Source organism: Aliinostoc sp. HNIBRCY26 (genome assembly GCF_050235535.1).
Lineage (GTDB): Bacteria > Cyanobacteriota > Cyanobacteriia > Cyanobacteriales > Nostocaceae > Trichormus.
Genome location: NZ_CP189852.1, coordinates 5,375,658 through 5,398,132 on the forward strand (window position 1 = coordinate 5,375,658; position 22,475 = coordinate 5,398,132).

Annotated in this window: 17 protein-coding genes; 9 read left to right on the plus strand and 8 right to left on the minus strand. The window is 41.4% G+C overall.

Going from position 1 to position 22,475, the window contains the following annotated elements; translation table 11 throughout:
* Positions 1–110: 110 nt before the first annotated feature.
* Together ACQFX9_RS22840 and ACQFX9_RS22845 are read right to left on the minus strand one after the other, a co-directional pair.
* Positions 111–389, minus strand: coding sequence for a TM2 domain-containing protein (locus ACQFX9_RS22840; RefSeq protein WP_427158726.1), 279 nt, complete (start codon positions 387–389; stop codon positions 111–113).
* A 994-nt stretch (positions 390–1,383) separates the two neighbouring features.
* On the minus strand, positions 1,384–2,973 hold the full coding sequence (locus ACQFX9_RS22845; protein ID WP_427158727.1) for a CPBP family intramembrane glutamic endopeptidase: 1,590 nt from the start codon (positions 2,971–2,973) through the stop codon (positions 1,384–1,386).
* Between the two features lie 64 nt (positions 2,974–3,037).
* On the opposite strand from ACQFX9_RS22845, the gene ACQFX9_RS22850 reads away from it, so the two are divergent.
* Positions 3,038–3,253, plus strand: a complete 216-nt coding sequence (locus ACQFX9_RS22850; protein WP_427163061.1) for a hypothetical protein — start codon at positions 3,038–3,040, stop codon at positions 3,251–3,253.
* 92 nt (positions 3,254–3,345) lie between these two features.
* On the opposite strand, the gene ACQFX9_RS22855 is transcribed toward ACQFX9_RS22850, so the two are convergent.
* Positions 3,346–5,118 carry a DUF3685 domain-containing protein gene (locus tag ACQFX9_RS22855; RefSeq protein ID WP_427158729.1) on the minus strand — a complete coding sequence of 591 codons (1,773 nt, stop codon included), beginning with the start codon at positions 5,116–5,118 and terminating at the stop codon, positions 3,346–3,348.
* Between the two features lie 133 nt (positions 5,119–5,251).
* On the opposite strand from ACQFX9_RS22855, the gene ACQFX9_RS22860 reads away from it, so the two are divergent.
* Positions 5,252–8,380 (plus strand): pentapeptide repeat-containing protein, encoded by a 3,129-nt coding sequence (locus tag ACQFX9_RS22860; protein WP_427158731.1) that lies wholly within the window; start codon positions 5,252–5,254, stop codon positions 8,378–8,380.
* Positions 8,381–8,599: 219 nt separating this feature from the next.
* Here the strand turns inward: ACQFX9_RS22860 and ACQFX9_RS22865 are convergent, their stop codons facing one another.
* Together ACQFX9_RS22865 and ACQFX9_RS22870 are read right to left on the minus strand one after the other, a co-directional pair.
* Positions 8,600–9,043, minus strand: coding sequence for a Fur family transcriptional regulator (locus ACQFX9_RS22865; protein ID WP_236144272.1), 444 nt, complete (start codon positions 9,041–9,043; stop codon positions 8,600–8,602).
* Positions 9,044–9,582: 539 nt separating this feature from the next.
* Positions 9,583–10,377: a L,D-transpeptidase gene (locus ACQFX9_RS22870; protein WP_427158733.1), complete on the minus strand. Its 795-nt coding sequence runs from the start codon at positions 10,375–10,377 to the stop codon at positions 9,583–9,585.
* Positions 10,378–10,628: 251 nt separating this feature from the next.
* On the opposite strand from ACQFX9_RS22870, the gene ACQFX9_RS22875 reads away from it, so the two are divergent.
* The 3 genes from ACQFX9_RS22875 to ACQFX9_RS22885 all read left to right on the plus strand — a co-directional run bounded on the left by ACQFX9_RS22875 (position 10,629) and on the right by ACQFX9_RS22885 (position 12,730).
* Positions 10,629–10,781 (plus strand): hypothetical protein, encoded by a 153-nt coding sequence (locus ACQFX9_RS22875; RefSeq protein ID WP_427158735.1) that lies wholly within the window; start codon positions 10,629–10,631, stop codon positions 10,779–10,781.
* 545 nt (positions 10,782–11,326) lie between these two features.
* Entirely contained in the window at positions 11,327–11,983 is a 657-nt protein-coding gene (locus tag ACQFX9_RS22880; protein ID WP_427158737.1) for a sigma-70 family RNA polymerase sigma factor, read from the plus strand.
* Between the two features lie 159 nt (positions 11,984–12,142).
* Complete coding sequence (locus tag ACQFX9_RS22885; protein ID WP_427158738.1) at positions 12,143–12,730, plus strand: anti-sigma factor family protein; 588 nt, start codon at positions 12,143–12,145, stop codon at positions 12,728–12,730.
* A gap of 40 nt (positions 12,731–12,770) precedes the next feature.
* On the opposite strand, the gene ACQFX9_RS22890 is transcribed toward ACQFX9_RS22885, so the two are convergent.
* Positions 12,771–13,196, minus strand: a complete 426-nt coding sequence (locus ACQFX9_RS22890) for a gamma-glutamylcyclotransferase family protein (protein WP_427158740.1) — start codon at positions 13,194–13,196, stop codon at positions 12,771–12,773.
* Between the two features lie 88 nt (positions 13,197–13,284).
* Between ACQFX9_RS22890 and leuS the strand changes: the two genes are divergently transcribed.
* Positions 13,285–15,906, plus strand: coding sequence for a leucine--tRNA ligase (gene leuS / locus ACQFX9_RS22895; protein ID WP_427162980.1), 2,622 nt, complete (start codon positions 13,285–13,287; stop codon positions 15,904–15,906).
* A 90-nt stretch (positions 15,907–15,996) separates the two neighbouring features.
* On the opposite strand, the gene ACQFX9_RS22900 is transcribed toward leuS, so the two are convergent.
* On the minus strand, positions 15,997–17,322 hold the full coding sequence (locus ACQFX9_RS22900; protein ID WP_427158741.1) for a FecR domain-containing protein: 1,326 nt from the start codon (positions 17,320–17,322) through the stop codon (positions 15,997–15,999).
* 287 nt (positions 17,323–17,609) lie between these two features.
* Between ACQFX9_RS22900 and ACQFX9_RS22905 the strand changes: the two genes are divergently transcribed.
* Complete coding sequence (locus ACQFX9_RS22905) at positions 17,610–18,854, plus strand: hypothetical protein (protein ID WP_427158742.1); 1,245 nt, start codon at positions 17,610–17,612, stop codon at positions 18,852–18,854.
* Between the two features lie 469 nt (positions 18,855–19,323).
* On the opposite strand, the gene ACQFX9_RS22910 is transcribed toward ACQFX9_RS22905, so the two are convergent.
* Positions 19,324–20,142 (minus strand): sulfurtransferase, encoded by an 819-nt coding sequence (locus ACQFX9_RS22910; protein WP_427158744.1) that lies wholly within the window; start codon positions 20,140–20,142, stop codon positions 19,324–19,326.
* 147 nt (positions 20,143–20,289) lie between these two features.
* Between ACQFX9_RS22910 and ACQFX9_RS22915 the strand changes: the two genes are divergently transcribed.
* Entirely contained in the window at positions 20,290–21,297 is a 1,008-nt protein-coding gene (locus ACQFX9_RS22915) for an alpha/beta hydrolase family protein (RefSeq protein WP_427158745.1), read from the plus strand.
* Between the two features lie 15 nt (positions 21,298–21,312).
* A complete protein-coding gene (locus ACQFX9_RS22920; RefSeq protein ID WP_427158746.1) occupies positions 21,313–22,215 on the plus strand; it encodes a tRNA (5-methylaminomethyl-2-thiouridine)(34)-methyltransferase MnmD in 903 nt (300 codons plus the stop codon).
* Positions 22,216–22,475: the final 260 nt, after the last annotated feature.

Consider the following 22,475-nt stretch of genomic DNA (forward strand, 5'->3'; position numbering starts at 1 on the left):
GCTGAGTAATGAGTTAAGAAATAAATTCTACCTTGTCCCCAATCCCTAGTTCCTCATCCCCAGTCCCCAGTCCCCAGTCCCCAATCCCCAATCCCCAATCCCCAACTTTCCTAAAACCAACCCTGCCTATTAATTATGTAAGTTTTCACAAACTGTTCAGGGGTTTTGTTTAAGTAAATCATCCCTTCAATTAACCCGATTATTTGCATAATCAATAAAGTCATGCCGTAGGAGAAAGTACCACCTACCAAAGAAATAACTAACATAATAAAACCTTCGGGAGCATAACCCAAAATGAATTTATGCACTCCGAAACCACCGAAAATAATCCCACAATAGCTAGCTAATAATTGTTTGTTAGTTTGTTCAGTAGGATGAAGATTTGCCATAGGGTTTATGCTCCTTGAAATTATTATTTTCCGAAGTTTGAATAAATATATTTTTGCTGACTTGATATGATCAGCTTTCCCACATGAATACTCATGTAGGTGGTGCTATTGGCTAATAAGCATGGCAAGATAAGCTACTAAAATTTAGATGAAATATTTCATCTGATTGTGCCTAGAATTATTTTGTTTCTTTATGGCTAATTAGTCACATCTGATTGGCAACAGTGGCAAAACTTTTTAGAGTTTGCCGCGCTCACAAATAATTCAGGAGCTTGATGCTAACCATGTTTACACAATCAACTAGTACAACAGGACATAAATACCGCACCAATTCAAAATAGCAAGAATCCAAAAAAATCAGCTTTCTTTTGCCTTTTGCATGAGTGCTTTTTACTTGAGATTTTTGTACTAGGTGTGTATTATTACAGATTTTTTCAGAATTTTCCTCTTTCACAAGAATTAATTCCAAATTATCTGCTCAAGTGGCTTTAACATACCACTTTTTACTCTTACATCAGTGTTATCTCCGGATTTTTATCGGAGATGGTCACAATCTTCAAGATATCTTTAATAGAAATTACCTGTGTCAATTAAACAGGTTAGTAGTTCTTCCACTCAAATATTCTTAACTTACCTGAAGTAGAAAAGAATATTGGCAGTTGAATTTATGTGAATTTACTTGTGTTTGTGACCAATCATCACACCGGAACTCATTAATTTATTATTCCGGCTTGGAGTGCTAGAGGATGGCAATCAACACAGTAGCCAAGAACTTGCATACTCAGATGATAATAAAAATTAGCCTAGAAGTTTTGTAATCTATTTAACAATATTAATAGTTACATATTTATAAATGCTATGCCAGTTATGGAATTGGCGATAGATTGGGGACTGGGGACTGGGGATTGGGGACTGGGAATTTAGATAATTTCTCTTGTCTTCCTTGTCCCCTGCTTCCCCTGCTTCCCCTGCCTCCCCTGCTTCCCCTGCCTCATTAATTCCCGCTACCTAAGAGAAACAGGCTAATAAGCGTACCGCTATTCCACAGGCTGTGTAGCAGCATGGGTGCAAGCAGGTTGCGCGATCGCGTGTACACTACTCCTAAGACGATGCCTAAAGCAGTCAATGGTAGCACTTCTGATAAACTTAAGTGAGCGATCGCAAATAATAAACCACTGGCGAGAATTGATCCCCAGACTGGTAAGTATTTAGTTAAAGAGGGTAAGAGAAAACCACGAAATAACACTTCTTCAAATAGGGGTGCTGCGATCGCTGCTGTAACGTAAAATATCCCCAGTGCGACAAAGTCTTGGCTTTCTAGTGCTAGTTGTAAAAGTGGGTTACTACCGCCTTGTCCTTGCCAGAGTTGTTGATTAATCAAGGAAACGACAATCACTATTGGTAAAGCTGCACAATATCCGCCAAATCCCCACAAAAACCAGTTATCCCGTAGTTGTAATTTAAACCACAGTCTTGGTAAGGGGAAAAACTGTTTCAGTGAGAAATACATTACCAATAACGCACCCCCAGCTACCAACAGGTAACTAACTAACACAGAAGCAGCTTGCAGACGGATATCTACGATAGGACGGGGAATTGGGAGTAGCATCAGTAAAAAGGGAACAAACAACTGTCCCATGAAGAAAAAACCGACGACAAACACCTGTAAGATAATTTCCCCATCCCAAGGTGTCGCCCAAGGTAAATCTTCGTTTTGCGCTAGTAATGACTCTTTCCCCTTGAATAAGCGTTGAGCAATTAAGAAAATCAGTAGAATCACTCCCAACAAAGCTGCAAGTGCAGGGACAGTACCAATAACTGCTAATTTAAATACCGCTTGAGCCGCAGTTGCTTGTTGTGCAGTTTGCACTTCAGATAGCGCAGTTTCTCGTTGTTGGAGTTGGTATAACTGAATCAAGGCAGTAGAACGAAACCAACCCGATAAATTATTTTGAATTACCTGTTGAGCCTTGGGTAACAGACGCGGGGGATCACTCCATAGTCCACTTAAAACAGCCGCAGTTTCTTGACTATTGACTATTGACTGTTGACTGTTGACTGTTGACTGTTGCAATTCACCCCAAATTTTGATTGCTGTGTCAGTCTTTCCTTGTTTAGCTTGTAAAATTCCCAACTGCAAGTCTAATTCATCAAGGAATTTTTGCATTTTTTGTTGGGACTGTTCTAACTGCTGTTGCTTTTGTGAAATAGAAATATTTTCGGTGGGTGGGGTTTTTGGTAGTGGTTTGGGTGGTGTGGAAACTTGATTGGAAGATTGCAGTTGTGCAAGTTGCTGCTGCACTTTGGCTAGGTTAGTCTGTACAGACTGACGTGTTTGTTGATATTTCTCCGTCGCACTTTCTAGGGGTTCTTCCCCAAGGATTGCGTCTCGTATTGCCACAGAGCTATCATCTTGACTATCGCCTGGTTGCCAAGCTTGAGCTTGGAGAACAATATTAGTCTGATAGAGTTCCAAGCGACTCTGGAATTGCGGTTCTTGTAAAGTACCCAGTAAAGATGAAGCCGCAATTATAGCTGCGATGGGTGTCAGTATAAAGAATAAAAATAACCGTTTAAACGTCATCAGTCCCCCTTTGACAAACCACTGGGAGAGCATCCCCCTTGGGAATTATCGCAAGAAAACGCGAATGCTGGATCGATATGATGAATATTATGAGTTGGCGATCGCTCTTGTCATGCTAAATTACAACCCATTACACTGCTTACCTGCTGCTGAGGATATACCAGATTCCGACGACGAACCCGTGGATAATCAACTACAGCATCTCATTCCCAGCTTACTCAGAGCCATCCTAGCTTGGGGGTTGAGCGTGTTTGTCTCGGAGATAAGTCCATTGCGTTAGCGTAGCGGGACGTTAGTCCATTGCGTAGCTTGCTTCCCGCGATAGCGGGTATTGCGAATTGCGAACTGCGAATTGCGAATTGCGAATTGCTATTACTTGCTTCTTGGATTATCCCGCTTAAAGTTTTTCTCTGAGAAAGATACACTGCCAATGCCCTGAATGATACCACGACCAATTAAACCTAAACCGCGACCAACTATTTGAGTGAGAACAAAGACAATCCCACTACCGAAAAAAGCTAAGACTGATTGTAAACGCGGTGCGATCGCATCTCGAAATTCCAGAATTAATGTCACCACTAAAGGAATTCCTGTGAGCTGTGCTAATTCGGCATTGCGGGGAGCATAAACGGAAATTGTAGCGATTCCACGGGGAGCAAATACAAATAGTTCGTAGCGGCTTTCAAAGATTTCTCTTGCTTCGTTGACGTAAGCATTTAAGCGATATTTCCACGATAAATCGTTTCTAAATCTTTCGATTTCTCTTGTGGAGATTAATTTGCGGTCATAGAAGTTTTGTTTGATTTGTTCGATATCTGCTAAATAGTTCAGTAAAGGTTGCACCACTGCATTAGCTACTTGAATTAACAAATTCTCTAACATAATTTCAGCTTGGCAATTTGCCTCAGAAGTGCCAGCCGGATAAGATGTATTATCTATTTGCAAATCTGTTTGCAATAACAAATAAGATAATAATTCCCCAACCAATGGAATTTTGTTGAGAATTGCTGTTTGAATTGTGGCTGGATTTTGCAATAAGATATTGACGACTTCCACAGAGCGATCGCCAATCTTAATTCTCGAAAATTTACCGAAGAAATCTGTGACTGTAGCTTGCCATAAATCATTTAAAATTATGTGCTTTAATTCTAATAATTGACTATTTGTAATTTGGGCTTCCCGTAAATCATCTAACTGTTGAGAAAGTTTCTGGAGAATTAAATACAGTAATTCCCGTTTTTTATCTTCTCGAAAGATATCTATTTCTAAAGAAACATCAGAAACATTTTTTAAAGAAAACTGCAATTTATTAATGCAAGCTGCAAACAAAGTAGATTGCAATAGTCTAGGACTTAATAAAGGGGGAGAAGCTAATCTTGTTGCTGCATCTGCAATGACAATTTCGTCGCTAGATGTAGGTAAGATAGCAGGTGGCGGAACTGAAGGAATAATTTCTGGTTGCGGTTGTGGTTGTTCTTGGGGTGTTAATAATAATTGATTGAGTAACCAGCGAGCTGTTAAAAGTTCCCGTCTCCTTCCTGCTAAAATGGCTCTTTCTAGAATTGGTAAACCAGGAACTTGTAATTTTTCTATAATGGCTTTTAACGTCGTCTCAATATAGCCAATTCCTGATGTATATAAATTTTGCCGGAATGTTGCTAAAGGTAAGCGCGGTACTGTAGTTGAAAGCGGGGGACTTAATTCTGTGCTGACTGCTGTTTCTCGCCAATAGGAATTTCCACTGACTAACTCTGTCATCGCTGTGACTAATTCCGCCACAGCAGTTCCTTTAGGACAGTAACCATCTGCACCAAACGCCTTAGCGGCGGTGATGATTCCGGTTGTTTGTACAGAACTGAGGAGTAAAATCGGCAGTGTGGGATATGAGGCCTTGAGTTGCTGAATTAGTTGTAAACCTTGCTGTTGACTATCTATTGAGCGACTATCACCCAATTCTAAAACTACTAGGTTGACTAAATTGGGGTCTTGTTGGGCAATTGCGGCTAAAGCTTGCAAAGCTGCTGTATCTGTGGCGGCTTCTGTAACTACTTGGATATGAGGTATAGCCTCTAATGCTACCCGTAACCCTAGACGAAAAATAGGGTCATGATCAATTAAGACTAATTTTAAAGGGCGATCGCTCATAATTTATCCACATACATCAGCACTGTTTTATCTACCCCTGCCCAGAAGTGAGAGTTCTTCTCATTGTCTCCTGTTTTCGTCCCTGAATAAATGAATCATAATTAACATAGGCAGCAGTTCAGTATGTAATTAAATGACCCTCAGTATTAGGCATTGGTTAGCAGAACATCAGCTTACTATCAGTTACACTCCTGATTTAACAGTTGAGCAATTAGCAGGTGTAGCCTATCGCATTGTCCAGGATATGGAGGTTAAAAGCCTAATACCGTTAGATATTTGCACTCTATCTGAGGTTTTGGAACTTCCCTTATATACGGTTGAACAAGAAATTACAGTTCTGACTTTATTAACCGAGAGTTTATTACGTAGTCTCAGCCAAAAAAAAGCCCTAAAACGCAACGAGGGTACATGGCTAGCTTTTCAAATCGCCTATTTACAAGCTCTACAACAAGTTTTACACCAAGAAGCCATTCTTTACAGACCTTGGTTAAATCGTGCTAAGATTCCTGCTCGCACACCAATTCTGCAAGACATACAACTCCAAGGTTTACTCAAAACCCTCTCACCAGGAAAACTGACAGACACCCAAGCTGAACAGGCTTTGTCTTTAGTGGCAGACTCATTATTAGTACAGCAGATGAATTATGCTAGCGTGGCTTGGTTTGTCGCCAATGGTGCAGAGGAGGTAGAAGCCAAGTTACTAATTCAACGGTTGACACATTCCCTACCAGGATATTTACTCGCTGTCATTGCTCACAACGCCCTACCTTTGGCGCAATTACAAAAATTTTTCCGCTTAGGGACACCAGGTAATATAACTACTACCGAATTAGGAACGACGGTAGCAGACAAAATTGATTTACAACGAGAAAATTACCGCGCTAGCTTGCTGCAAAGCCTCAATACACCATTGTTTATGGAATCTTTCGCTTTGAAAGATATTTATATTCCTTTAGCGGGAACACCACAAACAGGTAATGATGAGTCACCAGTTGATTTAAAAACATGGGTACAGAAACAGTTAAATGATTTAGAGACTGTGACTGTGATTGAATCAGAAGCAGGCTATGGTAAGACGAGTTTCTGTCAAATGTGGGCGGCGGAAATAGCACGAGAAGTTTATCCCTCTTGGATGCCAATTTTAATTCGCTTCAGAGATATTAAATATAACCACAACTTAATTGAAACTCTTAATTCCGGTTTGGCATTCCAGACACATAATCATCTTGCCACATGGCTAGCAGAAAATCATCCTCGTTGTGTGATACTCCTAGATGGACTAGATGAACTACCACCAGCCATTCACAGTAAAAGAATTAAGGCAAGTTTTATCCAACAGTTAACGGAATTGCAAGCCCAGTCTCAACATAAAATTATCTTGACTAGTCGCTCGCGTACCTTACGAGAAATTGCACCAGAAATTTTACTACAATGGCGACGCATTAAAATTGAGCCACTGACAACCAATGAACTCAAACAATGGTTTCAACAGTGGACGTTAATTCAATCATTACCTGTTGCCCAAAACTTTTTTACCTTTCTCAAACAGGCGGGGTTATTTGCAAGTAAGTCTAAATTCCCTCAACTCTCAACTTTAGTGCATCAGCCATTGATGCTGTATCTTTTGGGCGTTTTACATCGCGATGGGTTATTAGATGATGGGATATTAGAGTTAGCCAATAACCATAATTCCTTACTATGGGAAATTCATCATCGTCTCCAACAATGGCTATTAGGCTATCCCTTAACTAGCAATATCAACACCACACTACAACGCTCAGGATTAGCACATATTCATCGTACACCGGAAGCGATCGCCAATTTACTAAGCAATCATCCACCCCAAACCGTCATCGACCAAATACAAGCCCTATCTCTGAAAATTTTACACAGCGATCGCCATCAAATCACCCAGGAATCAGCCCAGGAAATCAATTTACCTGTGTTCTATTTTCGCATAAGGCAGGCAGGGGGCAGGGGGCAGGGGGCAGGGGGTAAGGTAGACAAGGTAGACAAGGTAGACAAGGTAGAATTTCTTACCCAGTCCCCAATCCCCAGCGAAGCACTGAGCCTGTCGAAGTGTCCCCAATCCCCAATCCCCAATCCCCAATCCCCAATCCCCAGTCCCCAATCCCCAATCCCCAATCCCCAATCCCCAAGTATCGAATTTTCCCACCCCAGAATCGGCAGATATCTCTGCGCTAAGGCTGTGGCTCATCAATTGGCAATGTTGACGCACAGCCAACGCGATATTTACGGTACGGAGAGTTTTTTGATTGATTCTCCTAGTGACGTTGCCCAGCACGTTTATAATTTACTTGGTTATGGTGTTCTCAATCAGGAAATTACAGAATTAGCGATCGCTAGTTTACGTCCACAATTCCAACATCGTTTCTCTTGGGAAGTTCTCATCCAACGTTTGCAGTCTTTCTGGTATGGTTACTGTCAAGGACGTTGGTTAGATGCAGGCATTGCCCACACAGCTTTATCTTATTTCCATACACTGCAAAATCCTCTCAATGTAGAACATTTAAATACTTATGTGGGCATTAATGTCTTTTTCTTGCTAGCTGAAATTCATCGAGAAATTCAAGTTCCCTTTGCTCCTTGCGGACATCCTTCCCACACCACAGATTTTTATCCAGAAGCATTACTTATGCTGTTAGCAAAGGCAATGTTACTAGATACTCATGTGAGTAAACGTATTTGCACTAAATCTTTAACAGGAATCGACCTTTCCGGCGCGTCTTTATCACACATCACATTAGCAGGAGCTAATTTTCAAGGTACTAATTTAACCAATGCAGCCTTGATAGACACAAATCTCACTGGTGTGAATCTCAAGGGGGCAAATCTCAGTGATGCCAATCTCACAAATGCTAATCTGACAGCCGCAAATCTCAGTCATGTTAATCTCACAAATACTAATTTGACAGGCACAAATCTCACAAATGTCAGTATTGAAAATACTAATTTTACTAATGCTTGTCTATCTGATGCCGTCCTCAGTGCAGAACATCAAGAAACCGCTAAATTTGGTGGTGCTTTATTTTCTTTAGAGCAGTTTCAGGCTTTGAAAGTTTTACTATCCCAGCAAACAAAGTCCTACCTTGCAACTAATAAAGACCAGACACAATTCTGGGATGATAATTCCAATGTTGGGACTATTGAAAGTTTAGAAGGTGAACTAATTTTATCTACCAATGTCAATGACGATGGTGATGATGAAACAATTTTTGGCGAGCAGTTTGGTAATTATTAACGTGGTGTAGGGAACGGGGAATAAATAGAGGTTGTTTACCGAAGCAGTGCTGAGTGCTGTTAGCGGAAGCGGGGCGTTTAGCCCGTGCTGTTAGCGGTAGCGCGGCGTTTAGCCGATGCTGAGTGCTGAGTGCTGAGTAATCAATTCTTTAATTTTGAATTTTGAATTTTGAATTTTGAATTTTGAATTTTGAATTTTGAATTGATAAGTCCCCAATCCCTATTCAGGAACTTGACGATAACCATAAAAATTGATCGTATATTCCGTTATTTTTACGCCTGTCTTTTCCTCAACTGCACGGATAAATTCTTCTGGTAATTCTACATGAACGTCAAGAATTTGATGCGTATCGAGACAGTTAACATGACTATGAGCGTCGCTAATATTCCCGTATAAACGACCATCACAACGTTCAATACACTCAATAATCCCTTGACTGGATAGTGCTTCTAAATTTTGATATACAGATGTATGGCCAATTTCCTTTCCTTCTTGGTTGAGGCGATCATAAATTTCCCTCGCAGAAAGGTGTTCATTAGCTTGCCATAATAGTTCTAGAATAAAGCGACGTTGACGGCTCACCCGCATACCTAGTATTTGACACCGTTCTAGTGCATCTTCTAAAGAACGAATGGGTTTTGTGGATTCTGCCTGTTTCTGCATATTTAAATCTACTTCACTATCGTGGGGTTATCCCAGAGGGGTTTGATGGTTGTTGTGTATGGGGAACTACAATATTTTGCGTTGACTACCTTCTATACTATTGTGCTGAAGAATGTGGGGAAATTATAGTTTGAGTTGACTGTGGGGATAAAGTTTGAGATTTGCTTGACTAAAAATCTAGAGCTAAAACAAACTCATTACAACTTTAGCTTAAATTTTCGCTAAATGTCCACCTGGGGGCAGGGGATAAATCAATTCAAAATTCAAAATTCAAAATTCAAAATTCAAAATCCCCTACGGGTACTCCTGCAAAGAAGCAAGCTACACTAGCGTCTCAAAGAGAAGGCAAGCCTAAAAAATTCACAATTAAATACAGCAAATTTTAGGGGGTGAGGTTTTGAGCCTTGCTTCTTTCGTGGAAATGTGAAGATATTTATACATTCGAGCTTGTATCTCTTTTAGCGAAGTTGAAGCGATCGCTAGAGACAAGCCCTCAAGTATGATGACTATTGACTATTGACTGTTGACTATTCAACAACTTACTCCCGTACTACAACAGTAGTACCTATACCTACTTGATCGTAAAGTAAGCGAACATCAGCATTACGCATTCTCAGACAACCGTGAGAAATGGCAGTTCCCAAGAGGTGAACATCTGGCGTACCGTGAAACCCGATTTGATTGCGGCCATCTGACCAAAAGCCAATCCATCTTTCCCCCAAGGGACTATCAGAACCAGCTGGAAATACTTTACCAGTAATGGGATGTCGCCAAATCGGATCATGCTGCATATCATCGACAACAAAAGTACCTGTAGGCGTTTCCCAGCCTTTTTTACCTACAGCAATGGGGTAACTCGCGACAACTAAGTCTCCTTGATAAACATAGGTGCGGCGATCGCTTAAGTCAACTACCACCTGTTTTTGATTACTACCCGATTGATTAGATGATTTGTTTTGCTGAAATATCTGGGAAAATATGGACTTCTTTTCCTCACCAGAACTAGTATTTTTTTGTGATTTTTGGGGTGTGTTAGTCGTTAAAGCTACATTTTGATTAACAGTGTCCGCATTATTATGAGACTCGGTAACTGAGGACTTGGTTTGGGAAGCCCTCTGGCTAGTTTTAGTCGGAGGTGTAGAAGCACCAAACGCCGTTTCCCCTAAGCTTCCTGTATAAACATCCCCAGGACGGCTGACTACGGTGGAAGCTGGTTTTTTAAACTGCCCTTGCGTTGTAGTAATGCGCCAATGGATAGCTACCGATAAGATAGCTGTGCCAAAACAGATAAACATTACAGTACGCGCTAGAGATTCATTTTTTACCATTGCCATCGCTTCTTGTTTATCCCTGACATACTCAGCTGAATAGTTGAAGTCCTTGATTATTTAAGCACAAAGAATTGATAACTATCTTGATTACCTGGGGCAAACTCAGGTTATCTGGAAAGTTCCAACTAAACAATTTTGAACAAGCTACTAGATTTACTAATTTTTCCTGAATCTGTTGGCAAAGAAAGGAAATTTTCTTGATTGCTTGCCAATAGTTGGAATAAATCATTAAAGGTGTGGGTGGGAGTAAGACTATGTTGGAAAGACTATCATTAGCAGTCACAATTACATTTGCTCTCAATTTCTTTTTTCAAGTCCGTGTGCCTCATCAAGCGAATTCTGGTGCTAATTACAAACAACATACAGAAACATCAGCAACCGTTTTGGTCACAAGACCGGAAAGATAAGGTTTTTACAGTCAAATGTTCATAAAATAGTCACAATCAATCCTGAAATTTTCAAAAGAACACGTATTTAACATGAGTCCTAGTCTAACGCAATGGCGAAAATGAGAATTTGCGTTAGTCTAGCTGTGGCGATCGCAGTACATTTATGATCAAAACTACAGGCTTAAAAGTAAAATTTCTGTCTGCCAAGTGACTGTACCAATTTTAGATTTTGGATTTTGGATTTTGGATTGGCAGCCTTTGGTCATTAGCTATTCAAGATACCTAATTTCCTGGGAATTTAATCCACATAAATCATAATTTGTCAATACTTGGTAGTCAGATAGGACGAACTGCACATAAATTTGTAACATTGTCGTAACCAACAAAATGCCCCATAATGTTCCAGACAACTGTTAACTGGTAAAAGTGAGATTGGGCGTTACCAGAAATCGCGCCAAAATTCTACCACTGCGTGTTCCACTCTCAAATCCGTCCGTTATTCAGGAACAACAAGCCAATTAGCAGGTCTAATAGATAGGGATGATTTACAACCAGTACGATCTATGAGTCAATCGATTACTGTATCCTGGTCAACGGTTGATGCGGGGTACTCAGAAGCATCGGTGCAAGTTGACAAACTCTCAAACCATGATTTAATTTTGCGCTGTCAAGCCGGACTGCGTCCAGATCGTGCTGCTTTTGCAGAATTGTTGCGCCGCTATCAAACCCAAGTTGATAGAGTCTTGTACCACCTAGCTCCTGATTGGCCAGATAGAGCCGATTTGGCTCAAGAAGTATGGATTCGAGTATATCGGCACATCAACCGATTACAAGAACCATCTAAGTTTAGAGGTTGGTTAAGCCGCATTGCCACGAATTTGTTTTATGACGAATTACGTAAGCGTAAGCGGGTTGTCAGTCCTTTATCTTTAGATGCTCCCCGTTCAGTAGAAGATGGTGAAATGGATTGGGAAATCGCGGGAGACACTCCAGGGCCAGAAGAAGAACTGACAACAAGAGAATTTTACGAGCAATTGCGAGAAGCGATCGCGGATTTGCCTGAAGTATTCCGAACTACCATTGTTTTAAGAGAAATCGAAGGTATGGCCTACGAAGAAATAGCCGAAATCACCGGAGTTTCTCTAGGAACTGTGAAGTCGAGAATAGCTAGAGCCAGATCCCGTTTGCAAACCCAATTGCAAAACTATCTTGATGCCTAATTTACAGTAACTTCACCCTGCCCTATGGCAGAATTTAAGCATTGATTAAGAATTGTAAGAAATGCCGATCGTGCCTCTGCTGTCAGGAGAAAAACTTTTATCATGCTCTTAGGATTGCCCACTCCTTTTACCCGTGGATGAATTGGTAATAATGTTAGTATGACTACTGATTCTCAATTTCATGACCGTTGTCGGAGGCAACTTCCAAGAGAGTTACCAGATGAGATGGCAAAGCATACCAATGAAGCAACGGGTGCTACAGATATGGTAAAGCGCGATCGCTTTGAATTATTGAGTGCTTACTTAGATGGCGAGGTGACAGCCGCCGAACGCAGGCAAGTAGAAGATTGGCTAGCCAACGATGCCTCAGTTCAACGTCTGTACACTAGACTAATCAAGCTCAGGCAAGCCTTCCAGACTATGCCAGTGCCAACAACCCAAACCTGTCCAGAAACAACAGCCAATCAAGTATTTGCCCGCATTAACCGCCGTTCTAGAAGAAAATGGGCATTTGGTGGCGCGGCTCTGGCTGCTTGTGTTATCGGTGCATTATCAAGCTGGCTGCTAAATCAAGAATCTAGCATCCCGCAGGTAGCACAACAACCACAAGTACAGCCTACCCAGACTGCTACCAAATCAGAACCACTGCCGATGATTGCCTTGAATAATCCAGTCATTGAGATTCCCAAGGCCGCAGTCTCATCTCCAGAATCAAAACTAGGAGAAGTTTCCCCAGATATCAACTAGACAGAGGGAGTAGGGAGTGGCAAATAGGGTGTTGTATTTCTCAATAACCACTCCAGCACCCATCAACTAGGTATCTACCTCCTAACTTCTTGACTTTTTCTGGGTTCATGACATACACCCAAGCCCAACCTAAAGACACAGAGTTGATGCTGTAAACTTCTATCTCCTGGCGATTATATAGATTTGCTGACATTTCTCTAGTAGGCTCATAATCTTCTAAATAATCAAGAACATCCAAAATATCAGGTTCAGCAAAAGTCAGTAAATATCCGTGGACTAGTTCTTTTCCCATCGTCATGGCTGGGTAGCCCATCGGCAAAGTGAATAACTCACCCCTGATCATGGCTTTTTGGGCATCCACTACACAATTAGTACAATATCTTTGATAATTAATTTCGCCTGGTTTGAGTGTCCCGTAGACAAAAATTCGCACTCCACCAGAATTTTTTGTATGTAATTCAGTCATAGGTTGTTTGACATTACTTATTCAGTTGCCTACCATCATCTACAATATGGAGGCAAACCAGATTTACAGTCCAGTAGGAGAGTTTTCGGTGGATTCCCGATACAACCCAGCAGCAATTGAGGAAAAATGGCAACAAACATGGTTAGAACTTGGCTTAGACAAAACCCCCACAGATAGTAATAAGCCCAAATTCTACGCTCTATCCATGTTCCCCTACCCATCGGGCAGCCTGCACATGGGTCACGTCCGTAACTATACAATTACCGATGTGATTGCCCGCCTCAAACGGATGCAAGGTTATCGGGTACTGCATCCGATGGGATGGGATGCTTTTGGTTTACCCGCCGAAAACGCCGCTATCGACCGTGGTGTCCCTCCTGCCAAGTGGACTTATCAAAATATTGCCCAAATGCGGCAACAATTACAGCGTCTTGGCTTATCCATTGACTGGGATAAGGAAATTGCCACCTGTTCCCCAGACTATTACAAGTGGACACAGTGGATTTTCTTGCAGTTTTTGCAAGCAGGTTTAGCCTACCAAAGAGAAGCAGCCGTTAACTGGGATCCTATTGACCAAACTGTATTGGCAAACGAACAGGTTGACAGTGAAGGACGTTCTTGGCGCAGTGGGGCAAAAGTTGAGCGTAAATTGTTGCGCCAGTGGTTTTTAAAGATTACTGACTACGCAGAAGAATTATTAAACGACCTGGATAAATTGACAGGCTGGCCAGAACGGGTCAAATTGATGCAGGCGAACTGGATAGGCAAATCCACAGGCGCGTATTTAGAATTTCCCATTGTGGGCAGTGCTGAGAAAATCGCTGTGTATACCACTCGTCCTGATACGGTGTTCGGTGTGAGCTACGTAGTCTTAGCCCCAGAACACCCCTTGACGAAACAAGTCACCACAAAAGCCCAACAAGCAGCAGTAGAAGCCTTTATTCAAGAGGTGACAAATCAAAGCGAGTTGGAACGTACCGCCGAAGACAAACCCAAGCGTGGCGTTCCGACTGGGGGGAAAGTCACTAACCCATTGACTGGGGAAGAAGTACCCATTTGGATTGCCGACTATGTACTGTATGAGTATGGTACTGGGGCAGTGATGGGTGTACCGGCTCATGATGCGCGGGATTTTAAATTTGCCCAAAGGTATGATTTACCCATTGAATTTGTAATTGCTGCACCAGAAGATGTGGCAGATTTTGATTTAAAACCAACATCAGACACAGAAGAAGTTACCCAACTGGTACAGATTGAATATAACGAAGCATACACAGAACCAGGAATTTTAATTAATTCTGGGTTGTTCACCGGTTTGAGTTCCACAGAAGCCAAGTCAGCAATTACTAAATATGCCCAAGAACAAGGCTTTGGCAAAGAACGGATTCAATATCGCTTGCGGGATTGGTTGATTTCGCGTCAACGCTATTGGGGCGCACCTATTCCTGTGATTCACTGCCCCAACTGTGGCATAGTCCCAGTGCCAGATGAGGATTTGCCTGTACAGTTACCCGAAGAAGTAGAATTTACTGGTCGTGGTGGTTCACCCTTGGCACAGATGGAAAGTTGGGTAAATGTACCTTGTCCTAGCTGTGGTACTCCTGCGAAACGGGAAACTGACACAATGGATACCTTTATTGATTCCTCGTGGTATTTCTTGCGGTTTACTGATGCGAAAAATGAAAATCAGGTGTTTGACTCTGCCATTACTAACGACTGGATGCCGGTAGAACAGTATGTAGGTGGCATTGAACACGCGATTTTACATTTATTGTATTCTCGGTTCTTTACCAAAGTTTTGCGCGATCGCGGTTTGTTAAACTTCGATGAACCATTTGCCAGACTGTTAACCCAAGGGATGGTACAGGGCTTAACTTACATGAATCCTAACAAGGGTGGTAAAGATAAATGGATTCCTTCGAGTTTTGTTAACCCAGATGATCCCCGTGATCCTCAAACTGGTGAAGCTTTGCAGCGTCTTTACGCTACTATGTCCAAATCCAAGGGTAACGGTGTTGCACCTGAAGATGTAATTGCTAAGTATGGTGTAGACACAGCCCGGATGTTTATTTTATTTAAAGCACCACCAGAAAAAGACCTGGAATGGGATGAGGCGGATGTAGAAGGACAATTCCGTTTCTTAAATCGGGTTTGGCGGTTGGTGACAGACTATGCTGCGGCTGGGGTTTGTCGTCAACAGGCGCAACTGGATAATTTGAGTAAATCAGAAAAGGAATTACGGCGCGCAATTCACACAGCCATCCAAGCTGTAACGGAAGACTTAGAAGATGAGTATCAATTTAATACAGCCGTTTCCGAGTTGATGAAGTTGAGTAATGCTCTCAATGACACAGACTGTCGTAATTCCCCCATTTATGCTGAAGGTGTGCAAACTTTGGTAGTGATGTTAGCTCCCTTTGCACCCCACATTGCTGATGAATTGTGGCATCTGTTGGGCAATAGTGCATCGGTGCATACTCAAACTTGGCCGACTTTTGACCCTGCTGCATTGGTAGCTGATGAAATTACACTAGTAATTCAGGTGAATGGGAAGAAACGTGCTGATTTACAAGTACCAGCCCAAGCGGATAAAGCCGAGTTGGAAAAATACGCCCGTGAATCAGAAGCCGTTCAGCGTCACTTAGAAGGAAAGGAAATTAAAAAGGTGATTGTTGTACCTGGAAAGTTGGTTAACTTTGTAGTGGGTTAGTTACCTCATATATTTTAGTTGGGGGTTGGGTGTTGCGATCGCAATACTCAACCCCTAATTTTGCTAAGTCCATAGATATCTTGAGTTTGTTTATCTCTCAATGGTGTTCTGTAAATTTATACCCGTTGTGGTTGCTCCTTGTGTATTGATGATTTGAATTGTTTCCTGTGTGTTAGTGTTCTGAATAGTTTCCTGTTGATTAGTGATTTGAATGGTTTCTTGTTGATTAGTGTTCTGAATGGTTTCCTGTGGGTTAGTGTTCTGAATAGTTTCCTGTGGATTAGTGTTCTGAATGGTTTCTTGTGGGTTAGTGTTCTGAATAGTTTCCTGTTGATTAGTCTCTTGAGTAACTACAGGTGTATTAGTGACCTGAATAATTTCTGGTGTAGTAGATGGTTGTGTAGTGGTTGGTTGAGTCACTACTTCAGTGACGATTGGCTCAACATTAATATTTATCGTGGTGACAGGGATAGTGGGTGTAATAACGGGAATAGCAACAACGTTATTTTCTACAACAGCCCCGTTATCGTTTCTATTAGCTAAATCGTGAGCATTCTTAAATAAAATTTCTCCCGTGTCGAAAAAAGAATCCATTGAAGAAGAGTTATTAGAGTTAGCAGTTAAATCAGTCGATTGGTCATTACTACCGGAATTAGCAGTTAACTCTAAAAAAGTAGGATTTTCAATGATATCTTGACCACTCAGAGGTGTTTGTCCTGCTAAAGCTGCAACTACTTCTGCTTGAACACTGGCGATCGCTGGGTCTGTGGAAGATGTAAGATTTTGTCTAGTTAAATCTAATCCTTGTACTAAATCGCTGGTTTGATAAAAATTTTGTAGGTCAAAATCATATAATCCTTGAAACCTACCTTGGACTACAACTATCAGCTGTCCAGCTTGCAGTTCTTGAGCTTGTGAACCATCTTTGTTAGAAACAACAATCCCACTGTTAGTTAATGCACCAATCACAGTAGTATCTGTTTGTTCATCATAACGGACGAACAACGCCGAACCCCGAATGGCTGCTGTTGCGCTGGGGGTTTGAATCTGTGTTTTACCTCTTCCTGGTGGAATCAACAGTAATGCAGTACCGTTGGACAATCTAAAGTTGCGCGTTCTAGGTAAGAATTGAAAAATTGCTTGTTCTCCAATTCTGGCTAGAGAACCATCATTAAAACGTAAATCGGCTAAAGACGCTCTACCAGTGGATATACCATCACCAGGAATGATAGTATCGGCGCGCTTGGCTGGTCTTTTACTCCTGGTACTTCTTTGTAGCAGCTGCACAAAATTACGTAGGCTTTGAATTTCTGCACGAGTCAAAGGGGTGCTAGCGTGAGCCTGCTGTGTCGCAATTATGGGTATGACCACCCCCCATAAACTAGTTGCCAACCACAAAGAGAATTTAAATCGCATATTATCCAATTAGTAAAAACTATACCAATATTCCACTGATTACCAAACAGAACTGGAGATTTAAATACACCAACTCGTTAATTCTATAACTTTTATCAGTGGTGTGCGTAAAATCCACATAATTTATGCTACACATTATCTAAATATTTCTTCACAAATATCAGAGTATCTAACTAAAAAGAAAAAGGAACGTTTCCCTGTTGATCACACGCAGGTTTTACGCATCGTGACTCGTAAGCTGATATTCTGGATAACGATTTCCGATACACTTGAATCGTCAGTATAAAGTGAAATTAACTGAACTCACCCACAATAAGATGCAAACTTATGGCTGGCAAAGTTTTGCAATCACGATTTTGTTAGCAGTTATTGGTTTATGTAGTGATAGCACTAGAGTAAATGCAGATTCTGGTGAACAATCTCAGATTATGACCAGTCAGTTGGCTCAAGCTACTCTTGAACAACCAGAAAATCAAGGGGGTAAATCGGAATCGACATCAACGCCAGATTCTAATCCTATCCCACAGACTAATGAACCACCACAACTAGAAACTCAGCCTAATGAATTTCCTCAGACTTCACCAAAACCGTTAGAACAATTGTTGGAATCACCACAACAAAATAATAATGAAAGATTAGAGAGACTAGAAAGATTAAGGCAAAGGCTAAGAGAGAATAGTCAGTCAAATTCTGAATCTGATAATGTGCGCGAGTTAGGGTTGAGAGTGCGACCTAGACCTTTAACAGCCGCACCAATAGAACAACCACAACCCCCAGAGTTAGAACGTCCTATTCCTAAGTTTAAACCTATAGGTTCTTTACAGGCGCGGATTGGTTATTTTCAGACTAATAATATATTTTCCTCAGAAGATTCTCCTATAGATGATGGTTTGTTATTTTATGGACTGAGGTTATCTTCTGCATATTTTCCCTTGGGGAAACAAACTTTTATTAACGGCTCAATTGAGGGAAATCTAATTCGTTATGTAGATCAATCAAAATTTAATTACAATCAATTGAGGTTTAATCTGGGTATTTACCAGCAATTATCGCGGCGAATGTTTGGTGAAATTAGTTGGAGTAATCAACAATTATTTTATGCCAATAATAGCGACATATTTACATCCGGCGATCGCTTCTTAAATGAACAATCCCTGCGCCTATCCTTGGGAAGAAGAGACCCCCTCACAAAAAGACTCGCACTAGATAGTGTATATGAATTTAGCTGGAATTTAGCCGACCCTGATAGCCGTAGTCGTTTAGTCAATTACTTATGGTTATCGTTGAATTACCAAATACAAAAACCCTTGGAGGTTGGTTTAAATTACCAGATGAGCATTTCAGATTTTACAGAACGCGATCGCCATGATCAAGCCTATCGAATATTTACACATTTAAGCTATCGTTTCTCTAAATCTAGCCGAATAAATATGCAATCTGGTTTTAGCCTTGGTGATTCCACAGCCACAAACATTGACTTTGATAGCTGGTTTTTTAGCGTAAATTACAATTTGTTATTAGGTGAATTTTAGGTGTTAGCGGGGATTGGGGATTGGGGATTGGGGACTGGGGACTGGGGATTGGGGACTGGGGACTGGGGACTGAGACAAGGGAGACAAGGTAGTATTTACTATTCTTTCAGCACGCTGCTCAATGCTCCGCTTTCGCTAACAGCAGCGACTAAGTAGAACGACTTGAAAAAACCAAACTATGTGAAGGAATGTAAAAAGATTGGAATCTAGTTCGTAGTAAGGACTTCAGTCCTTATCAGAGGACTAAAGTCCTCTCTACGAGACGCTTGCGCGTAGCTTGCTTCCCCGGAGGGGTACACTACAAACCTTGAAATATTTACACCGTTCTACTTAAACGCCACGCTACTGCTAACAGCACTCAGCACTCAGCACTCATTACTCATTACTCAGCACTCATTACTCAGCACTGTTTCGATAAACAACCTCTACCCAGTCCCCAGTCCCCAGTCCCCAATCCCCAGTCCCCAAACTAATAACTAATCCAATCACTCCAGCTACCGGCGTAAAGCTTACCGGTGTGAATACCAGCTAATTCTAAAGACAGCAAGTTTGCACAAGCAGTGACACCAGAACCGCAATAAACTAGAATTTCTTCTGATGATTCTACTTGTTGCCAGCGTTTTTGATGTTCAGTGATGGGAATTAAAGAGCCTGAAGCATCGGTCACTTCCATCCAATAATAATTAACTGCACCGGGAATATGACCAGCAATTTTATCAGTTGGTTCTCGTTCACCACGATAGCGATCGCCTTCTCTCGAATCTATCAAAACCACATTCGGTAAATCTTTACGATTTTTCACAACTTCCCGATCTACTACTAACTCTGTTCGCACTTCAGGGATAAAGCTAGCTGTTTGAGGTAAAGGAATCACATCTGTCACTGGATAGCCAGCCTTTTCCCATTGGCTAAAACCACCATCTAAAACAGCCACTTGTTCATGACCTAAATAACGTAACAACCACCAAAGACGCGCAGCAAAAGCCAAGCGCGAATCATCGTAAGCAACGACTAAAGTTTTTTGAAACTCTACCCCCATAGCTGCTAATTTCTCAGCTAATTCTTGAGGTTCTGGTAAAGGATGTCTTCCCCCGTGTTCACCTACAGGACTGGAAAGATCCAAATTTAAATCCAAGTAATAAGCACCCTCTATGTGACTAGCTTGGTACTGATTACGTCCTAGTTGTGGGTCAGCTAAAGAAAAGCGACAATCTACAATTACAACCTGTGGATCATGCAAGTGTTGTATTAGCCAAGATGACGAAACAACAAACTGAACATTAGTCATTACTGATTAATTATTCCTTTACTAAATAGTAGTCTCAACTTTTTGATAGCGGTTTCAATGCCGTCTAAATTTTAAGATACAATTTATACCTTTTGTGGCTAGCACAAGTTATACTAATGCCAAATTTGAGAGTTGTGGAAAAATGCGGTGAATAAGATACTCTTCGCAATATTAATGGGGTTTTTAGTTATTAGTTGTGATGCGCCGCCACAACAAAAATCAGAGACAACTACCCCACAACAGAATACCATCCGTATAGGTAACATGGTGGATGGTTTTCGCCCCAATGCAGACAAAGGGGTGACTTTAACAGAAGCCAGACGCGGCTTTCAAACCAAACTCATTCGCCAAGAGTCTGCAAGTAAAATCGTTCCCGAACCACCAGCCCAACTAGCCCGCATTGTCTACTATGATGCGAAGGTAGGCAAACTAGCAGCTTATATAAGTAAGCCACCGCAACAGGGTCAACGTTTTCCTGCTATCATCTGGATTTCGGGTGGAGACTACAACACAATTGATGATGGTTTTTTCCGCAACGCACCACCAGAGAACGATCAAACGGCTAGCGCATTTCCTCAAGCTGGAATTGTCATCATGTATCCTTCACTGCGTGGTGGTAACAAGAATCCTGGTGTCAGGGAAGGGTTTTTTGGGGAAGTAGATGATGTGCTAGCAGCTGCGGATTATCTTGCTAAACAAGACTTTGTTGATCCTCAAAGGATATATCTAGGAGGACATAGCACTGGTGGGACTCTAGCATTGCTGGTGGCTGAATCAACTCAGAGATTTCGAGCTATATTTTCTTTTGGGCCTGTGGAAGATGTCAGAAACTACGATGACGAATATCTTCCTTTTGATCAGTCCAATGAACAAGAATTTGAACTCCGCGCACCACAACGTTGGATACAATCAATCCAACGTCCTGTTTTTGTTTTTGAAGGCGAAGAACAACCAGGAAATGCCGACTCACTGCGATCGCTGGCTCGCAACTCACGCAACCCCTTAGTTCAATTTCATCTAGTAAAAGGTACAGATCATTTTAGTGTCCTCTCCCCCACAACGCAGTTGTTAGCAAAAAAGATTCTTCAGGATAACAAAAGTAGCACTAAGATCACGATTACAGAAACGGAGTTAAACCAGCTGTTAACAAAGTGAATTGAAGTAATTTGAATGTCAGAATTAGAAAATAATTTTACTCCCCAGAGGACAGCCGATGGTTCTTTGACATTCTTCTCCCAAGCCTTTGGGGAAGCTTTTCATAGCCATTTTGGAGCCAAGCAAGAAAGTTTTTTAAAATTTGTCAGTCCGACTCAATTAGCTGTGGCTGCTCAAAAACCTGTCGTGCGTTTATTAGATGTTTGTTACGGTCTAGGATACAACACAGCCGCAGCTTTGCAGACGATTTGGGCAGTCAATCCCGATTGCTATGTGGAATTAATTGGTTTAGAACTTAATCCAGCTGTACCACAAGCAGCGATCGCTCATCATGTTTTAGACAACTGGGATTATGAACATACTGAGATTTTGACTCAGCTAGCTTTTGAGCAACAGGTAAATACCAACCGTCTCCAGGCAAAATTATTTATTGGTGATGCTAGAGACGCAATTCAGATTGTGAATCAATCTGGTTTTACCGCCGATGCAATTTTTTTAGACCCCTTTTCACCTCCTCAGTGTCCTCAACTATGGACGGTTGAATTTATCCAACAAGTGGCTCTGTGTTTACACGCTGATGGTGTCTTAGCAACTTATTCTTGTGCTGCGTCTGTACGTACAGCTTTAATTTTAGCGGGATTACAAATTGGCTCAACTGCACCAGTGGGTAGGCGATCGCCTGGTACAGTAGCCGCCTATATTCAAGGTGATCAATCCGCACCTCACCCTGCACTTCCTCCCCTATCTCCATCTGAGAAAGAACATCTACTTACTCGCGCAGCTATTCCCTACCGTGATCCACAATTGCATGATTCAGCTGCTGTGATCTTGCAACGACGACAGCAAGAACAACAAAATAGCTCTCTAGAACCTACTTCTCGTTGGCGAAAACGCTGGTCATTTGGTAATAACTCTTAGTCACCCAACATCCCCACAATAATTGAGTGCTGTATTTTAGGTGAAATGTAAAATTTTTAACAAATTTTGCTGGTTTATTGCTATTGTAGTGATAGCCTGAGTAAGCAAGTTTATCTTCTGTATTGTGATATACAGAATTTTTGTATATCAATGTATTGTTAGGGTTAATTGATCAACTGACTAAAATTTATGGATAAAAATACTGGAATTTATTAGTTAACAGTAAAAAACAACCTCAATTTGCTGATTTATAACTAGAC